This is a genomic window from Parasedimentitalea huanghaiensis, assembly GCF_009753675.1.
Taxonomy (GTDB): Bacteria; Pseudomonadota; Alphaproteobacteria; order Rhodobacterales; family Rhodobacteraceae; genus Parasedimentitalea; species Parasedimentitalea huanghaiensis.
This window is the reverse complement of record NZ_WQLV01000002.1, coordinates 379,486-397,143: the sequence shown is the minus strand read 5'-3', so window position 1 is coordinate 397,143 and position 17,658 is coordinate 379,486. Positions and strand designations below refer to the sequence as shown.

Genomic DNA, 17,658 nt, shown 5'->3' with positions numbered 1-17,658 from the left:
CCAATGGAGCAAAAACGGATCTTGAAAAAGATCCGCTTTTGCCAATTTTGTTCAGACCAATTTTAGGCGGCAGCCTTGCCCTGCCGAGGTGTGCCCAAAGCCGATGTTGGTTCGAGTGTAAGGCCCAGGGTTTCACACAGCGGCAGTCGGCGGGCGGCAAAAACATTGGCACGCGCGCGTAATACCGAGAGGTTTTCCTCTGCTGTCTCCAACACTCGACCATCTTTCTGCAACCGCTGTCCCTGTGGGGCCAGAATTTGCCAGGCCAGATTGGCCCAGTCGGCGGGGGTTTCCTTGCCTTCGCTGCGGGCCAGCAGAAACAGCTGTTCAAAACGGTCCAACGCAATACCGCCCCCTGTGACCGGGGAAGCAAAGAACTGCAGGGTTTCGCTTTCTTCGGATCGCTTGGCAACCGCGGCGTTAAAGATACGACAGCGTTCGCGGCGATCTTCCAGGCCCTCATTCGACAGGCTGGGGGCAAGATACCCATCGCCGATCAGCAGGGTCAGCATGCGGGTGATTTCGCCCCAGGGCATCTGTCCAAACACGCCAAGTTCCAGTAATTCGCGCGTGGTCATCGGCCCCTGTGCCAGCGCGGTCAGAACCGGGCCATACTGCTCCTGATCCATCGGAATTTCGCCCCGCCGCCACGACAGTTTGACGGTGCCGCCGCCGTAATGCCGGGTCAATGCCAGAGGTGTTTTGAACCAGGCTGCGACCGACCCTCGTTCGGTCATTGGCAGCTTGCCCTTTACAAAGAGATCGGTGCGGAACTGTTCGTTCAGCAAGATGTCACGCAGGCTTTCGCGGTGCACCGGGTCACTTTCCATCTTCAGCAAGGCTTGTTGCTCGTCTGAGAACGAAATGTCGTCCACATGGTCCCGCGGTTCTGCTGCGCCAAGGAATTTGAGCTTGGCCTGCGACATGTCACTGGCGATGTCTTCGAAATGAAACGGCGTCCAGTCCTTGTTGAAATATTCATGTGCCAAATAGCTGGCGGGCATGGATTTCATCTTGCTCAGCGGTTTGGTCAGCGCAGGATTTCCGGTAAAGTAATCCGCCCCGTTTTGTTCCAGCTGATGGGCAAACTCGACAGCCTCAGCAATGCGTTCACTCAGTGGGCCCGAGCCTTGTTCAGCCCTGTTGGTCAGGATGCGGCGCAGCGGTAGGGCAGGAGCCCAGCCGGGTAGGGCATTGTAGCTGAGATAGACAAGCCCGCCGGACTTCAACCGTTGGGAAATGAAGTTGGTGATGTGCTGCTGGTGTTCTTTGGACACCCAGCTGTAGACACCATGCAGCGCAATGACGTCGAATTCCTGTGGCAGGCCGGGCGCATCGCCAAAATCGTCAAATGAGCGTTCATAGAAATGCACATTGTCCAGTTCAGCGTCGCGGGCCAGATTAGCGGCGCCAGCCATATGGGCCGGGTTGAAATCCATAGCGTGGAACTGAATGTGTGGGTTGGCGGCTGCCAGCAGGTTGGCAGAAAACCCCTGGCCGCAGCCCAACTCGCAATAGGTCAGATTGGGTCGATCCAGGGCGTGATCATGACCCTTGGAATGGGCGCAAAAACCAAGGTGGCTTGGCGTTAGCTCGCGAAAGAAATCATATGTATAGTCGATGTCGGCCACGTAGCCAGAGGTCCAGTCGTTCATGAAATGCCTTGTCGCTCAGGGATTGGGTACAGTCTCGAGATAAATTTTATAAAAAAAGTTGAGGATCACGTTAACGCGGGGCGAATTGTGATCCAGTGACTTGCAACGATAAGATCTTGAACAAAAAAACGCCCCGTCAAAGACGGAGCGTTAGGTGGTTCTTGCCAGCCCACTCGGGGTTGGCGAGGAGAATATTAGCCAAAGACCTTGGTCAGGGCTTTGTCGACGCTGTCGGTTATCAGGTCGATGTCATCCGCCGTGACAATCAGCGCAGGCGAGAAGCACAGCACATTGTTGCGGCCGGGAACGGACTTGTTCGACATGCCGATGATCACGCCCTGCGCACCACATTCGGCGGCCACTTGCGCCACCTGCGCTTCGGCGACCGGTTCCTTGGAGGTACGGTCTGCAACCAGTTCCACGCCTAGGAACAGGCCCTTGCCGCGCACATCGCCGATAACCTCGTGCTTTTCCATCAGCGCCTGAAGGTTGCCCATCATGCGTTCACCCATCTTGGTGCAGTTGTCCAGCAGGTTCTCTTCTTCGATGATGCGCATGTTTTCCAGCGCCGCAGCTGGGCCGGCGGTACAGCCACCAAAGGTCGAGATATCGCGGAAGAAGCCGAGCGGATCGTTTGGATCGTCTTTGAACATGTCAAACACGGCCTCAGTAGTGACGCAGAGCGCAATCGCCGCATAGCCCGAGGCAACGCCTTTGGCCATGGTGACGATGTCCGGCTTAATGCCGTACTGCTGATAGCCGAACCAAGTACCGGTACGGCCGACGCCGCAGACCACTTCGTCGATGTGCAGCAGGATGTCGTACTTTTTGCAGATCTCCTGCACGCGATCCCAATAACCGGGGGGAGGGGTGATAACACCACCGCCAGCAGTCACTGGTTCCAGGCACAGCGCACCGATAGTATCTGCACCTTCGCGCAGGATGACCTCTTCGATCAGGTTGGCGGATGCTACGCCGTATTCTTCGCTCGACAGGTGATCCAGGTCTTGCTCGTGGGCGCGGTATTCCATGCAGTGAGGTACACGGACAAAACCGGGGGCCAGAGGGCCGTACTGCATGACGCGCTCGTCCTGACCGCCAGCCGACATGGTGGCCAGAGTGCCGCCGTGATAGTCACGGTCGCGATACAGGATCTTGTGTTTCTTGCCGCCAAAACGTTTGTGCGCAATCTGGCGCACCATCTTGAACGCCTTCTCGTTCGCCTCGGAACCAGAGTTGGTGTAGTAGACTCGGCTCATGCCCGGCATTTTCGAGATCAGTTTTTCTGCATACAGCGAACCGGGGATGGAGCCAGCTGTTTGGGCAAAATAGCACAGCTTCATCAGTTGTGCGTGGACTGCATCGGCGATGCTTTCGCGTCCGTAGCCTACGTTTACCGTCCAGACGCCACCCGAAACGGCATCCAGGAATTCTTTGCCGTTCTGATCCCAGACGCGCATGCCTTTGCCTTCAACAATGATGCGCGGATCCTTGGTTTCAAACTGCTTATGCTGGATCAGGTGGTGCCAGACGTGGGCTTTGTCAGCGTCAACAATGTGGCTGATGTCGTTTTCATTGAAATTGCCGTCCATGACAAATCCTTTCCGCGATAAGAGTGTTCGTGATTCGCGCGCCACCCACATTTGTGGTCAGAGTCGCTTCTCCTTCCAGAGACGCCAAATTTCGGGATAGCTCTAGGTCCAGATCCTACCCTGTTTTGTATCCAGAACGAAGCTGATCGCACCATCGGCGATGTTCCACCTGCCACAGAAAATGTGGCTGATCTCACACCACAAAATAGTATTTGTAGTTTCAGGGCTTGCGAAATCCGATACATGCGACCATTTGCGCACTTGCAGCTTGCCCGCGGGCAAAAGCCAGCTTGGAGAAGAATGATGGCTGAATATACTCTCACTGTTGCCCCCAATGGGGCACGACGGGGGCGGGATGATCACCCGGAACTGCCTGTGACGCAGGATCAGATTGTCGCAACCGCAGTTGCCTGCAAGGCGGCTGGTGCGCATGGTATTCACCTCCACGTACGGGACGCAGCAGGTGCCCATTCTCTGGATGCCGAACGTTATCGCGATGCTATGGCGGCAGTTGCTGATGCGGCGCCGGGGATGGCGATACAAATCACCACTGAAAGTGCTGGTTTGTTCAACGTGGCCGAGCAGCTTGACTGCCTAAAGGCTCTGCGCCCTGCCTCGGCCTCCGTTGCGCTGCGGGAAATGGCGCGGGAGCCGGACATGGCAGCGCAGGCCTATGCGCTGTGTGCAGAGGCGGGAACTCAGGTACAGCATATTTTGTACGGGCCGTCCTGCGTTGAGCTTTTGCGCCGCTGGTATGTGGATGGCACGGTGCCGAACGCAATGCGCGATGTGATTTTTGTGTTGGGCCAATACGTGCCCGAGGTATTAGCACAGCCGCAGGATCTGCAACTGTTTCTTGCCGCCACAGATGATTTGAACCTGAACTGGACCGTTTGCGCATTTGGTCGCCACGAGCAGGCCTGCCTGCTGGCAGCCATCTCGGCAGGCGGCGATGTCCGAATTGGATTTGAAAACAACATAGAGACCCCCAGCGGGGATCTGTTGCCTGACAATGCAGCCTCGGTTGCTGCCCTGATCACCGCCGCCACTGCGGCTGGCCATACTCTGAAGGAGAGTTAACAATGAGCCATGTTTTTCCCCGCCACACCAAAGCACAGCTGCCCACGGCAGTGGCCGGAGATGGCTGCTATCTGATTGATGCGGATGGCAAACGGTATTTTGACGGCTCCGGCGGCGCGGCTGTGTCCTGCCTTGGGCATTCAGACGCTGATGTGATCAAGGCGGTGCAGGATCAGGTTGGCAAGCTTGCTTTTGCCCACACCAGCTTCCTGACCTCAGATCCCGCCGAAGAACTGGCAGATCTGTTGATTGCCAATGCGCCGGGGGATCTGGATCGGGTTTATTTTGTTTCCGGCGGCTCCGAGGCCACAGAATCGGCCATCAAACTGGCGCGGCAATACTATTTGGAAAAGGGCGAGACAGAGCGCCGCCATGTGATTGCCCGACGCCAAAGCTACCATGGCAACACGCTGGGGGCGCTGGCCGCAGGCGGCAATGAATGGCGCCGCACGCAGTTTGCGCCACTGCTGATCGACATCTCTCACATTGCGCCTTGTTATGAATACGCTGAGCGCCCCGAGGATGAAACGCCCTATGACTACGGCCAACGTGTCGCCAACGAACTGGAAGCCGAAATCCTGCGCCTTGGTCCTGAAACGGTAATGGCCTTTATGGCTGAACCTGTGGTTGGGGCCACATCGGGTGCTGTGCCACCGGTTGAGGGCTACTTCAAACGGGTCCGCGAAATCTGTGATCAGTATGGCGTCTTGCTGATTCTGGACGAGGTCATGTGTGGCATGGGTCGTACCGGTCATCTGTTCGCCTGCGACGCTGATGATGTGGCACCCGATATCCTGTGTATCGCCAAGGGGTTGGGCGCTGGCTATCAGCCCATCGGTGCGATGCTCTGCTCTAAACAGATCTATCAGGCCATCGAGGCGGGCAGCGGCTTCTTCCAGCACGGCCACACCTATATCGGCCACCCAGTCGCCACCGCGGCCGCATTGGCGGTGGTACGTGGAATGCTGGATCGCGGGTTGGTAAAGCGCAGCGGTGAGATGGGGGAAAAACTGCAGGCAGCACTGGTCGAACGCTTTGGTCAGCACCCTCATGTGGGAGATATTCGTGGCCGTGGCTTGTTCCGTGGAATCGAACTGGTCGCGGATCGCGAAACCAAAACCCCTTTCGCGTCTTCACTTGGGCTGGCCAAGAAAGTCAAAAAGGCAGCGTTTGAGGCGGGACTGATCTGCTACCCGATGTCCGGCACCCGCGACGGCGTCAACGGCGACCACATCCTGCTGGCCCCACCGTTTATCATCACGGATGAGCAGATCACCGAGGTGGTGGACAAGCTGGAGCTGGCGATAGGAAAGTCTCTCCCGTCCTAGTACTATACACCGGACAATTATGTGCGGCTGATCATTTGATAAAATAGGCATCTGAGCCAGAAGTGCTTGGATGCCGTCCCAATTTTTAGGGGAGAGTTATGTCTGATTTTCAATATAGAAATTTAGGAAGCTGTTGGGAAGAAACCTTGAAATCGATAGACCGTTTTGGAGGGGAAGTCGAAGACTTGGTGATAGAACGGGCTGCCACACAGGACGAAGTTCAACAGGTTGAGAGCAATCTGGGCCACAGGCTTCCCGAATCATTCAGGCGCATGCTGACGGGGTTTTCAAAATCCGTTGAAATGACTTGGTCATTGCCGGAGGAACTAGAGCTAGCCGACCCATTCTCAGAGATTTTTCGGGGCAATATCCATTGGTCTCTCGATCAGCTTGAGAAGTTAGAAAGCGCCCGTCAGGACTGGATACGTGAGTGTTTCCCTAACCCAAGTGATCCATACGATCGGGTTTGGCACAATAAGCTGGTGTTTTACGAGATAGAGAATGGTGATTTTATTTCACTAGACCTTAGCGCAACACATCATGGAGAAGTGGTTTACCTTAGCCACGATGATGGCCAGGGTCATGGGGTTCGTTTGGCCAAGTCTTTTGACGACTTTATCCACTCTTGGAGCATGTTGGCAGGTGTTGGTGGTGAAGATTGGCAATGGCTTCCGTTCTATGATCCGCAAAACGCTTGCCTCGATTATTCGGGCGAACATGCGATGAAGTTCCGAAAGATCATCGGGCTGACTTTGCGCTAGGCGGGATATTCCAGTTCCCCTGCGCGAACAGCCTGACCGGCGACCTGCACTTTCAGGTTCTCGCCATCCAAGGAAAGTGTCACAAAAACGGTTCCGCGTTTACCCATCTTGTGGCCCTGATGCCCTTGGTAGCTAAAGCTGCCGGTGAGCTTGATCACCCCGTGTTTAACCAGATAGGCGCCAGTTGGGCCGTTTGCATTGCCGGTGACCGGGTCTTCGGCAATGCCAATTGCAGGGGCGAACATCCGGCCATAGGTCTCTAGTGCGCCGCCGGATTTATCCAGCACCACTGGAAAGAAGCCGTTGCAGCCGATCTTATTGCTCAACAACGTCAACTTTTCCGCATCTGGTTCTAGTCCATCCAAAACGTCACGCGACTGGATTGGAATGATAACCTTGGAATGCCCGGTTGAGACAATTTGTGCCGGTAACCCGTCGGCAAAGTCAGATTGCTCTAGACCCAATGCAGCAGCAAGCAGGTCCAACTCTTCTGTGTTCAGAAATTGCCCATATTCAACCGCACCTTGGGTCATCGAGACTCGGAGCTCTTCATCGTCCTTGCTGACTTCAACTGGTAGAATTCCAGCTCCAGTGAGCACATTCAGCGGGTACGACGCATCGCCCGAGACCGAGGCCCTTAGAAAGTGGGTCGCAATCGTGGCATGCCCACAAATCGGCACTTCGATCTGCGGGGTAAAGTAGCGGACCTGCAAATCGTGATCCGGTCCCTGCGCAGGCAAAACAAACGCGGTTTCCGAAAATCCAGCAAAGGCTGCAATGTCCTGCATCTCAGTTGCATTCAACCCGCCCGCATCAAGAACAACGCCTGCGCGGTTTCCTGTTTCCGGAGTGTCAGTAAATGCATCAACAATATGTATCGTTACCATTTCCCCAGAGTATTACTGGCTCTGGGCAATGTAAATCGAAAGGCCATCCATGCAGGGTTTACTGCGCACAAGCGCAATACTGCATAGGACACGAACCTCATAGGTACATGATATCTTTATAACGCCTAGTAGGGTGGTTGGTGGAGCCTAGGAGGATCGAACTCCTGACCTCCTCGCTGCCAGCGAGGCGCTCTCCCAGCTGAGCTAAGGCCCCAACCTGCTCCGTTCGACGTTGCCGTCTCGCGGTGTGTGGCTGATTTAAGGGACGATGGCGCACTCCGCAAGCGGAAAATGCGCCATCATCTAAGCTTTTTTCCGAGCCGCTGAAAATCAGCCTAGCGGGTCGAAAAGCACGCCCTAATTCGGTGTGAAACGATCAGGAATCGTCGTCATTTGCGGCGACATCGGCGATTTCTTCGAGAGGAACAGTATCCTCTTCGTCGTCATCATCCAGTACATCATCACCCAGATCGATGTCAGATGTGTCGTCATCATCCAGAACCACATCATCCGATTCGGTGTTTTCATTGGCCTTCTTAGTCACCGCATCTTCTTCATCAGCGGCCATCATCCGGCTTTTGCCGGTTGCCAGTTCCACCACTTCGCCCGTGTAGGGGCTGATGATGGGAGACTTGTTCAGGTCGTAAAAGCGCTTGCCGGTGGTTGGGCAGATGCGCTTTACACCCCATTCTTCCTTGGGCATGTGTATCCCCTTGATTAATGCATGAGTCGTATCGACGATTCCGGTGACGTGCCATATGAGGTAGGAACTGTCAAAGCCTTTAGTCTTATGAGGGGCGCGTATGGCCGAACATAACCTGCCCGGAAACCCACCGGTTCCCTTGGTTTTGCGCCGCTCAGCGCGGGCTCGCAGGATTAGCCTGCGCATTTCGGCGTTGGATGGACGGGTGACTCTGACTTTACCAAAGCGGTTGCATGAAAGCGAAGCGCTGGAGTTCGCGGCTGAAAAGGAAGATTGGATCAGAACGCATTTGGCGAAACACTCAGATGTAGTGATTGTGCAAGCAGGCGCTCGCTTGCCGATTGACGGGCGCGATCGCGCGATCGTTGTCAGCAATACAAAACGGTTCAAGTTGCTGGATGACGAGATCGAAGTGCCTGCAAAATGGTCAGGGCGTGCCTTGCAGAGGTTTCTGCGTGAACTGGCCCGGGACAGACTGGCAGAGGCCTCAGATCATTACGCCGCTGCACTGGGGCGATCTTATACCCGCATCACCCTGCGTGACACCCGTTCGCGCTGGGGGTCGTGTTCCTCAGATGGGGCACTGATGTATTCGTGGCGGCTGATCCTGGCACCCCCCGATGTGCTGACCTATGTCGCGGCGCATGAAGTTGCACATCTTGCTGAAATGAACCACTCGGCCGCGTTCTGGGCGCAGGTCGAAGCCCTGTATGGCGCGTACCAGCCCCCCCGCAACTGGCTGAAAACCCAAGGGGGCAGTCTGCACCGCTACCGGTTTGATTAGGTTTTGACGTTGTATTGGAGCTTACGAGCTCAATGATAGTCGGTCAAACATCCCTGCAGACTTGGCGGAACGTGCCGTATCAGCTAACAATTGCTTATTAGCACTCGCGTTTTTTGCCCAGTCCCTTGCCAGAGGCCCAATGTGACCCTCAAACCGAAACGGCGCCTTGCCGCCATTTTTGTCGCGGATGTCTTCGAATTCAGCCGCATGATGGCCGAAGATGAGGCAGGCACGCTGGAACGTATTCTGGATCAGCAGAAAACCGTGATTGCACCCGAAATTGAACGCCATGATGGCCGCGTGATAAAGCTGATGGGGGATGGGGTTCTGGCGGTGTTCCCCAGCGTTATTTCCGCGGTAGAGGCTGCTGCGGTAATTCAGCGACGGGTGAACAATGTGGCCGCCTCCAAGCGGCTTCAACTTCGTATTGGTCTCAACCTTGGCGAAGTGATGATTGCTGAGCGTGATATATACGGCGATGGCGTCAATGTGGCCTCACGCATCGAAGCACTGGCCCCGCCTGGTGGGGTGGCGCTGTCAGCCTCCGCTCATGAACAGGTACGCAACAAAATACCCTATGCGTTTGAAAACTTTGGCACCCATTCGGTCAAAAACATTCCTGACCCTGTTCAGGTCTACCTTCTGGGGCAAGAGCTGACCTCTATCCCAAAGACCGTCCCTCCCAAAACGGCTGAGGCATCCCAGGCACCTTTTGTTCAACGCCCTTTGATCTGGGCCTCCTCTTCGGTGCTTGCTTTAGCGGCTGTATTAGGTGCCTGGTTGCTCCCCAGCTTGGCACCATGGGGCGAGCCGAGGGCGGAGAGCGCCGCAACACAGGTTGAACTCGGACCCTCGCGGATTGTCGTCCGGGCTTTTACTGACAGTCAGAATACAGGTCTGGCGGTTGGCCTGGCCGAAGGGGTGATTGCGGAATTGGCCCAAAGGCCTGATCTGGTGGTGATAGCGCCACATAGCAGTTTTGCGCGGCCGGAAATTTCAGACCAAAACATTGCAGCGCAGCTTGATGCAGACTTTGTGATAAGCGGCAGAGTCGAAGACCGGTCCGGATTCGGGGTTGCTCTTGATATTCTGGACCTAAGCGGCTCTCAGCAGGACTACCTCAGGCTTCCAGCCCAACCGCAGCAGGACGTGCTGTCATTGCAAGCGTCGTTGGTTCAGGACTTGCTGAAGAATCTCCCGCCCCCCAACAATGACGCATCGTCTGGGGCGCCTATACCCACCACCCAAAACCCCAACGCTTATAAACATTTGATACAGGCGCGCAGTCATCTGCGGGCAGACAACCAGATTGAGGCCAAGCAGGCGTTGCAAAATGCATTGGTGCTGGATCCAGCGATGGGAGAGGCCCGCGGATTGCTGGCGATGGCCCATATGGATTTATTTTCTGGCGCATTGTCAGGCCAACAACAGCGTATTTCTGAAGCCCAGCTTATGCTGAGCAGCCCGCCGTTCAGTCGGCAGGAGCAACAGGTCGCTATTGTTGCAGCTTTGAATGATGATGAGGGGGAGACCGCCTTGGCACAGGCACAGGATATGGTGGCTACCTATCCAAACTATGCGGATGGCTACGCGACGCTTGCCTGGGTTCTGACTTTCCGGGGGGAACAGGAACTGGCGACTGAGGCGCTAAAGACAGCCAACCAGTTAAATCCCCTGGCGCCGGCTTTCTATCATGCAATTGAGGCCGAGCTCTTGTTTCTTGCGGGCAAGGACGAGGCAGCGTTGACTGCTGCCGACCAAGCTATCGCAATGGATCCCAGTACGCAGAGGGCGCGTTTGTTTCGGGTTGCTGCACTGGCCAATGACGGCGCGTTCGATGATGCCGCCTCCGAGCTTCGCATCCTTACAGAACGCGACCGAAACCTTGGGCTGAGCGAAGTTACGGATCTCGTTCCCTATTCGGATCCTGCAGCTGCGCATAGGATTCTGACCGGACTGCGGCTGGCGGGGTTAAACGGTAATCCTTGACCCCAAGGTGTTGACGTCAGGTGTCTATGTGATCACAAAGGCGTATGATGGTTTCTCCACGCCCCTCCGAAATCTCGACATCGGCCCACGAACGGGTTTATCGCACGCTGCGCACCCGGATCATGCATGGAGAAATCGCACCGGGGCAGGCGCTGACACTACGGGGTATTGGCCGGGAATTTGAAGTCTCGATGACCCCCGCCCGTGAATCTGTGCGACGGCTGGTGGCCGAAGGCGCATTGTTCCTGACCTCTTCGGGCCGGGTCTCGACGCCCGAACTCAGCAATGAACGGATTGAAGAGCTGGCTGCCCTGCGCGCCCTGCTAGAAGTGGAGCTGGCCAGTAGGGCCCTGCCGCGGGCCCATATGGCGCTGATCGACAGGTTGCAGAACATCAATATGACTGTGGCTGAAATGATCTCGAAACGCGATGCAGTGGGTTATATTCGCTCCAATCTGGAATTCCATCGTGCCCTGTATCTGCGTGCTCAGGCCCCGGCGATGCTGGCGATGGCCGAAACTGTCTGGTTGCAGCTGGGCCCCACAATGCGCGCCTTGTACGGCCGCCTGCGCCGGACTGAACCTCCACACAATCACAAACTCATCATCGCCGCACTCAAAGCTGGGGATGAACCGGGCCTGCGTTTGGCGGTTCGGTCAGACGTGACCCAGGGGCTGCGGATGCTGGCGGGGTAGGGGCCGGGGCCATTGGTTAAATGACTGGCCTGCACCGGGTAGTCAGATGCGTAAAGTAACCGGGTTACCGACAGTAATATTGCTTCGCTATAGGCACCGAAAAAGCCCCAAACAAATTACACAGACATTTGGTTGCCCAAACATCCAGCCAGGTGAACAAGATACTCTTGCGTCACATGACCAATAAAGGTTCACTCGTCAAAAAATTGTTTTTCTGACGGCAGCCCGGATGCTGTCAATGCAGATCAGCACGTTTTAATTCTTGATAAATTATTGATGACTACGCAACTATCAACATTGATAGTTGTACTGCAGATCGGTGATTGAGTCGCCAAGGGGTTGCACCCGCTGAGTTTTGTTCGATTCAATCAAATGATGGTAAATTGTTGCGTCAGGTTGGGTTTGGTTAATGAAGAAGAACGAGCTGATTGATAGTTTGAACGCCCTTCTTAGTGCTGACCAGAATAACTCGCGCTGGCTGGCAGCTGAGAGAATTGCCGACCAAATGGGTGTCAAAAGCATTTTGGTGGCTGAGGTCGAAGCGTCGCTAAAAGAGGTTGCCTGGATTTCGACAAATATGCCTGTGAGTTGGATGGAGGAATATCTGGGCGAAGACTACCTATCTCATGATCCTCTGGTCGAAGGTCTTTCGCGAGGTCCCGGACGCATACTGCTGCACTGCGGGCAAGCCCGACAAAGCGAGATGGAAAACCGAAAGGTCTGGGCAATAAACCATGGATTGAAAAGTGTCGGGTATGAAACTCTGCACTGTAGCCGGTTTGGCGAAAGTGGCGGGTTCGGGCGGTTTGTCTCTTTGGCATTCGAACATGAACGTCCTGATCAAATACAGTCCGATATGGCCAGCAAAGACCTTTTGGCAGCATTGCTAGCATCTACCCTGTCCCCGGAAGTGATCCCGCACGATCTAACCTACCACACAAAGCAGCACCCTCCTTTGTCCATCCGACAAAGAGAAGTTCTAAGCCTTTTGGCCGAAGGCATGATGACCTCTCGCATTGCAGAAACCCTTGGCATCAGTGAGACGGCCGTGTCGCAACACTTTGCCAAGGCTCGAAAATCTCTGGGCGCGAACACCCGTGAACACGCGCTGGCACTGGCCATGTCTCGTGGTCTGATCTCTTTGTGAGAAAAATGAAACCCGATGCTTCGCACGCGACAAGACAGGGGCCATCAATTGAGCCACCGGTTTTTGATCGTAAAACTGCTGCGCTGCACAGATTGCTACACGGGATGACCGCGGGCGGCGCTTCCAACCATTGATATGAGCGTTTTTGCTAGTTTCTGCTGATCTTTGTCATCCTTACAGGCCTTCAGCAGTTTGCTGCATTCCTTCTTAAGCTGACTTTCGAAGGTCTTTTGCTGTTTCTGCGCCTGCTGAAAAACCTTGGCCGCTTGATTCGGGAACATCAGTTTTGATGCCTTCTTCCCGGTGGCCTTAACCGTGACCGCGTGTCTCGCAAAAATGGTCGCCATCTTAGCGATCGACGCTGTTACACCTTTTGCTGTTCCGGCCTCGTCGCCCTTCGTCTTTTTGAAATTTGTCTTGAATTTCTCAATTTTGACCGACGCACTTTTGAAGTTTGACGATGCAATCTGGATGTTGGGGAAAGGAACCGGCACAAATGGGGCTGGTGGGGCCGGGACTTTGCACACATCAGGGAACGCAATTGATGCGCCGCCCTTCTTCTTTTTTGAGGAACCCGGAAACATGACCCCACTATAATAGCAAATTTGGCGCCAGTTTTCTCCTATAAAACTGGCGCAAGCGATTCTTTGCGCAACGGATCACCCCAGCGCAGGGTTTCCCCAGCACCCCAATGGGGGTATTTACCCGGTGGATTGGCAAGCCAACCGCGTTACCACCCGGTAATTCAATTATTTGCCTGCGCTGTGTATTGGTTCCTCAACTCCAGTCGCGACACACATATTTAAGCTCGGTAAACTCCTCCAGACCATGGCGTGCACCCTCGCGACCAAGTCCAGATTGTTTCACGCCACCAAACGGAATCGGTGGGCCAGTCACTGACGTGCGGTTGATCGCGACCATGCCAAATTCAAGCGATGTGGACATGCGATAGATGCGCTTGGGGTCCTGTGTGTGAACATAAGCCACAAGGCCGTATTCAGTGTTATTTGCCCGAGCAATGACTTCGTCCTCGGTGTCAAATGGCGTCAATGCAGCAACCGGGCCAAATGTCTCGTCGCGCATGATTTCTGCGGTGCTGGGCACATCAACAAGGACGGTCGGTTCAAAGAACAGCGGCCCGGCGCTGTGCACCTTACCTCCCAGAGTTAGCCGCGCGCCCTTCGACACAGCATCAGCAACTTGCTCAGCCTGTTTTTGGACCAAGCGGTCATGCATCAGAGGGCCAATATCTGGATCATCTTTTCCCGCCCCGACCGTCAGCTGACGGGCTGCCTGCGTGAACCGCTCGCAAAATTCATCATAGATTGCACGGGCGATAAACATTCGGTTCGCGCCAAGGCAATCTTGACCACTGGTTGCGAATTTTGCGTTTATTGCCTCGGAAACGGCGCGGTCCAGATCCGCATCCTCAAAGACAATGAACGGGGCATGGCCACCAAGTTCCAACACCAGCCGCTTAACCGTATTGGCACATTGACGATACAGCAGGCGACCCACTTCGGTTGACCCCGTGAACGACAAAGCCCGCACACGGGTGTCATCACACCAAGGGGTAACAATGGTTTTTGCGTCTCCCGGCAATACGTTGAACACACCTGCGGGAACGCCTGCGTCATCTGCCAGCTGGGCCAATGCAAGGGCGGACAATGGTGTTTCAGCAGAAGGATGTGCAACAATTGTACAACCCGCGGCCAAAGCTGCGGCAGCTTTGCGTGTTAACATTGCCGAAGGAAAGTTCCATGGCGTGATCAGCGCCACAACACCAATGGGTTCGCGCCAAAGTTCAACCTCGGCATTGACGAGATGACTGGTGATCCCTTCGACGTTGGTGCGCTTGGCCTCTTCTGCATAAAACTCAACAAAACTGGCCGCATAGTCAATTTCTCCACGGGCTTCTGAAATGGGCTTGCCCTGTTCCGCAACCATGATCCAGGCCAGTTCTTCCCGGTTTTCTATGATTTTTGCGTGCCATTTCTTTAAAACCAAAGCGCGATCTTGCGGTAAAAGTGCTGCCCAGGGGCCAAACGCATCCTGGGCGATTCGAACAGCATCCGTGGCCGCATTCGCTTCCATCGCGGACACCTCAGCGATCTCATCTCCGGTTGCCGGATCCGTGACCCTAAACGTGGCACCAGACTGATGCCAGATCCCCCCAATATAGCCCCCGGTTTTCACCAAAGGCATTTGTTTCAGCGATACCGCCTGCGTATTTTCCATCGTGACCATCGTGACCATCGTGACCAACATGACAAAACCCCTCATTTGGGGGGGGAGCTTAGGCGCTTGCAACAGATGATGAGGCCGAAAATGCCTGTCAATTCAGATGAAACAACCGTCGATTGGCTCTTTTGCAGCCTATTCGTCTGAATTGCCGGCAAGTAGGTGTAGTGGTGGCCCTGGCTGACGAACGGTTTTTGTCACGACATAGGAGTAATAGCGCGCAATATCGCCAGAGGCTTCCAGTACGGATTCAATCAGATCCTGATAGGCTTCAATTGTAGGTGCGACGACTTGAATGAGGTAATCATAGCCGCCACCAATCGCCCAGCATCCGGTGATTTCCGGATGGTCGCCAATGGTGCGTTCAAAGGATTGAAACCGGGCCACGGCATGGGAATCCAACTCTACCGTTACAAATACGGTCACGGCCCCGGGTATTTTCCGCAGATTTATCTCTGCCCGATATCCCGAGATCAGCCCGGATTTTTCTAACCGTCGCAGACGTTCCCAGCACGGCGATGGTGACAGGCCAACTTGTTCAGCCAAAGCAGCCTTAGTGATCCGCCCATTATTGGACAGAACTCTAAGGATTTGAAAATCGATACGATCAAGCTTGAGCATGCCGCCCTATCTGCCCCACTCAAATTAGGATCAATAGCTGAACCATAATGCACTAGGGTATTTGTGACGTTCAAGTCACGCGCACGGTTGGTGCACCCAAGTTGAAATGTCCATGAATACAAAAAGCCCCAAACCTCTTGGGCTGGGGCTTTCTCAATAGCTAACCAAACAGGAGGATCAGGCCGCGAGACCCTTGGACCCCAGATCCAGATACTTCTGTTGGCGGTCTTTGATTAGTGCCGGGCCGTCCATGGCTTTCATCTCGTCCAGCAGGTTCTGAATGGCATCACCCACAGCGGCTATAGCGGTCTCTGCGTCACGGTGGGCGCCGCCATTGGGCTCACTCACCACATAGTCAGCGACACCCAGTTCCTGCAGGTCCTGCGCGGTCAGGCGCAGTGCCTCGGCGGCTTCGCGCATTTTTTCGGCATCTTTCCACAGAATTGAGGCACAGCCTTCGGGTGAGATTACGGAATAAACCGAATGCTCCAGCATCGCCACACGGTTGGCTGTGGCAAAAGCCACTGCACCGCCAGAGCCGCCTTCACCGATCACCACCGAAATCAACGGCACGCCGATTTGTAGGCAGGCCTCAGTTGAACGCGCAATGGCCTCGGACTGGCCCCGCTCTTCGGCACCCTTGCCGGGGTAGGCACCGGGTGTGTCGACAAGTGTGATCACCGGCAGGCCAAATTTGTCCGCCATCTGCAGCAGTCGAATGGCTTTGCGATAGCCCTCAGGGCGGGCCATGCCAAAATTGCGCTCAATACGCGATTTAGTGTCGCTGCCTTTTTCATGGCCAATCACCATCACGGGCTGATCGTTGAACCGCGCTAGGCCACCCATAACCGCATGGTCATCGGCAAAGTTCCGGTCGCCGGCCAGTGGCGTATATTCAGTAAACAGAGCTTTGATGTAATCTTTGCAGTGTGGCCGTTCAGGATGGCGTGCCACCTGACATTTGCGCCAAGGGGTCAGGTCTTTATACAGGTCCACCAGCAATTGTTCTGCTTTGGCATCCAGCGCTTCTGCTTCGGCCTCAATGTCCATCTCTTCATTGGCCCGCGCCAGGGCACGCAGCTCTTCCGCTTTGCCTTCGATTTCGGCCAGGGGTTTTTCAAAGTTCAGGTACTGGGTCATATCGCCTCACACGCGCGGAATTTCCCGATATATGACCCTAGGGCGGGTCAGATGCAACTGTTGGCAGGCTTTGGATTTGGCGGTTGGCCAATTTGAAGCAGAGAAAGCTACCAACCTGAGCGAATGTCTGCTTCAACTCAGCAAGATTTGTAACCTGCCGCCGTGGCACATCTCCGGCGACTAAGGAGCAGTAAGACCAAATGCCAAACAGTTACGAAGACCGGATCCTTCGGGTGCTGAGCTACATCCATGACAACCCTGCCGGGGACCTGTCACTCGATACCCTTGCCGATGTCGCTGCCATGTCGCGGTTTCATTGGCACCGGGTGTTTCGCGCTATGACAGGTGAAACCTGCGCCCAGGCTGTGCGCCGCATCCGTCTGCACCGGGCCTCGATCTGGCTGGTGAACGATGACCGGTCAATCGACCAGATCGCCGCTGATATTGGCTACCCCAACACTGCCAGCTTTGCCCGCGCCTTTGCCGAGATGTTCGGCGCGCGTCCGGCATCGTTTCGCGCTGCGGGCCGTGCACTGCCTCCTGTGTCGACACTCAAATCAGGAGATTTCAGAATGTACCCAGTTGCCATACGCCAAGAACCAAAACGTCGTCTCGCCTCAATCCGCCACGTTGGCGCCTATTACAAAATCGGTAAGGTGTTCGAAAATCTCGTGGCCATCTGCATTTCGCGCAATCTGTGGCCCGATGTTGGTGGCTTTGTTGGTGTCTATTGTGACAACCCCGAAGTCATCCCAGAGGACAAACTAAACAGCCGTGCCGGGGTGATCTGGCAGGGGGATGTGATCCCCGAAGGGCTAGAGGAATACAACCTGCCCGGTGGCAAAACCGCGGTGATGACCTACAAAGGTCCGTATGCCGGGCTGGCCGAAGCCTATCAAACCCTGTTTGGGAACTGGTTGCCCAACTCAGGTGAAGAACCTGCCGATATGCCTTGCTACGAGATCTCGCTGAACTCGCCGCGTAACACCGCGCCCGAGGATCTGCTGACAGAAATTTGTTTGCCATTAAAGTGAA

Annotated in this window: 16 protein-coding genes and 1 tRNA gene; 8 read left to right on the top strand and 9 right to left on the bottom strand. The window is 55.1% G+C overall.

All coding sequences use genetic code 11. From position 1 onward, the window contains the following. Positions 1–62 precede the first annotated feature (62 nt). Both GO984_RS05640 and GO984_RS05635 read right to left on the bottom strand, forming a co-directional pair. Positions 63–1,655 (bottom strand): methyltransferase regulatory domain-containing protein, encoded by a 1,593-nt coding sequence (locus GO984_RS05640; RefSeq protein WP_157021567.1) that lies wholly within the window; start codon positions 1,653–1,655, stop codon positions 63–65. A 194-nt stretch (positions 1,656–1,849) separates the two neighbouring features. Further along, complete coding sequence (locus tag GO984_RS05635) at positions 1,850–3,247, bottom strand: aminotransferase family protein (protein ID WP_157021566.1); 1,398 nt, start codon at positions 3,245–3,247, stop codon at positions 1,850–1,852. 303 nt (positions 3,248–3,550) lie between these two features. On the opposite strand from GO984_RS05635, the gene GO984_RS05630 reads away from it, so the two are divergent. The 3 genes from GO984_RS05630 to GO984_RS05620 all read left to right on the top strand — a co-directional run bounded on the left by GO984_RS05630 (position 3,551) and on the right by GO984_RS05620 (position 6,416). Beyond that, positions 3,551–4,327, top strand: a complete 777-nt coding sequence (locus GO984_RS05630) for a beta-keto acid cleavage family enzyme (RefSeq protein WP_157021565.1) — start codon at positions 3,551–3,553, stop codon at positions 4,325–4,327. A gap of 2 nt (positions 4,328–4,329) precedes the next feature. Then, complete coding sequence (locus GO984_RS05625; RefSeq protein ID WP_157021564.1) at positions 4,330–5,655, top strand: aspartate aminotransferase family protein; 1,326 nt, start codon at positions 4,330–4,332, stop codon at positions 5,653–5,655. Positions 5,656–5,753: 98 nt separating this feature from the next. Then, a complete protein-coding gene (locus GO984_RS05620; protein WP_157021563.1) occupies positions 5,754–6,416 on the top strand; it encodes an SMI1/KNR4 family protein in 663 nt (220 codons plus the stop codon). Here GO984_RS05620 and GO984_RS05615 read toward each other — a convergent pair. From GO984_RS05615 to GO984_RS05605, 3 genes are all read right to left on the bottom strand, one after another. Continuing rightward, positions 6,413–7,303, bottom strand: coding sequence for a PhzF family phenazine biosynthesis isomerase (locus GO984_RS05615; RefSeq protein ID WP_157021562.1), 891 nt, complete (start codon positions 7,301–7,303; stop codon positions 6,413–6,415). The genes GO984_RS05620 and GO984_RS05615 overlap by 4 nt on opposite strands. Before the next feature lie 138 nt (positions 7,304–7,441). After that, a tRNA-Ala gene (locus GO984_RS05610) sits at positions 7,442–7,517 on the bottom strand. Positions 7,518–7,679: 162 nt separating this feature from the next. After that, entirely contained in the window at positions 7,680–8,006 is a 327-nt protein-coding gene (locus GO984_RS05605; protein WP_157021561.1) for a TIGR02300 family protein, read from the bottom strand. Between the two features lie 100 nt (positions 8,007–8,106). Here GO984_RS05605 and GO984_RS05600 point away from each other — a divergent pair, with 100 nt between their 5' ends. From GO984_RS05600 to GO984_RS05585, 4 genes are all read left to right on the top strand, one after another. Then, the gene (locus GO984_RS05600) at positions 8,107–8,790 is read left to right on the top strand and encodes a M48 family metallopeptidase (protein ID WP_157021560.1); all 684 of its coding nucleotides are present in this window, start codon (positions 8,107–8,109) and stop codon (positions 8,788–8,790) included. A gap of 141 nt (positions 8,791–8,931) precedes the next feature. After that, complete coding sequence (locus GO984_RS05595; RefSeq protein WP_157021559.1) at positions 8,932–10,779, top strand: adenylate/guanylate cyclase domain-containing protein; 1,848 nt, start codon at positions 8,932–8,934, stop codon at positions 10,777–10,779. A gap of 47 nt (positions 10,780–10,826) precedes the next feature. Continuing rightward, on the top strand, positions 10,827–11,474 hold the full coding sequence (locus tag GO984_RS05590; RefSeq protein WP_425339640.1) for a GntR family transcriptional regulator: 648 nt from the start codon (positions 10,827–10,829) through the stop codon (positions 11,472–11,474). Positions 11,475–11,883: 409 nt separating this feature from the next. Beyond that, positions 11,884–12,621 carry a helix-turn-helix transcriptional regulator gene (locus GO984_RS05585; protein ID WP_157021557.1) on the top strand — a complete coding sequence of 246 codons (738 nt, stop codon included), beginning with the start codon at positions 11,884–11,886 and terminating at the stop codon, positions 12,619–12,621. 95 nt (positions 12,622–12,716) lie between these two features. On the opposite strand, the gene GO984_RS05580 is transcribed toward GO984_RS05585, so the two are convergent. From GO984_RS05580 to GO984_RS05565, 4 genes are all read right to left on the bottom strand, one after another. After that, positions 12,717–13,205 (bottom strand): PAAR-like domain-containing protein, encoded by a 489-nt coding sequence (locus GO984_RS05580; protein ID WP_157021556.1) that lies wholly within the window; start codon positions 13,203–13,205, stop codon positions 12,717–12,719. 193 nt (positions 13,206–13,398) lie between these two features. Beyond that, entirely contained in the window at positions 13,399–14,859 is a 1,461-nt protein-coding gene (locus GO984_RS05575) for an NAD-dependent succinate-semialdehyde dehydrogenase (protein ID WP_157021856.1), read from the bottom strand. Positions 14,860–14,997: 138 nt separating this feature from the next. Next, on the bottom strand, positions 14,998–15,483 hold the full coding sequence (locus GO984_RS05570) for an Lrp/AsnC family transcriptional regulator (RefSeq protein WP_157021555.1): 486 nt from the start codon (positions 15,481–15,483) through the stop codon (positions 14,998–15,000). A gap of 177 nt (positions 15,484–15,660) precedes the next feature. Further along, positions 15,661–16,623 (bottom strand): acetyl-CoA carboxylase carboxyltransferase subunit alpha, encoded by a 963-nt coding sequence (locus GO984_RS05565; RefSeq protein ID WP_157021554.1) that lies wholly within the window; start codon positions 16,621–16,623, stop codon positions 15,661–15,663. Between the two features lie 200 nt (positions 16,624–16,823). Between GO984_RS05565 and GO984_RS05560 the strand changes: the two genes are divergently transcribed. Beyond that, entirely contained in the window at positions 16,824–17,657 is an 834-nt protein-coding gene (locus GO984_RS05560; RefSeq protein ID WP_157021553.1) for an AraC family transcriptional regulator, read from the top strand. The last annotated feature ends 1 nt before the right edge of the window (position 17,658 follow it).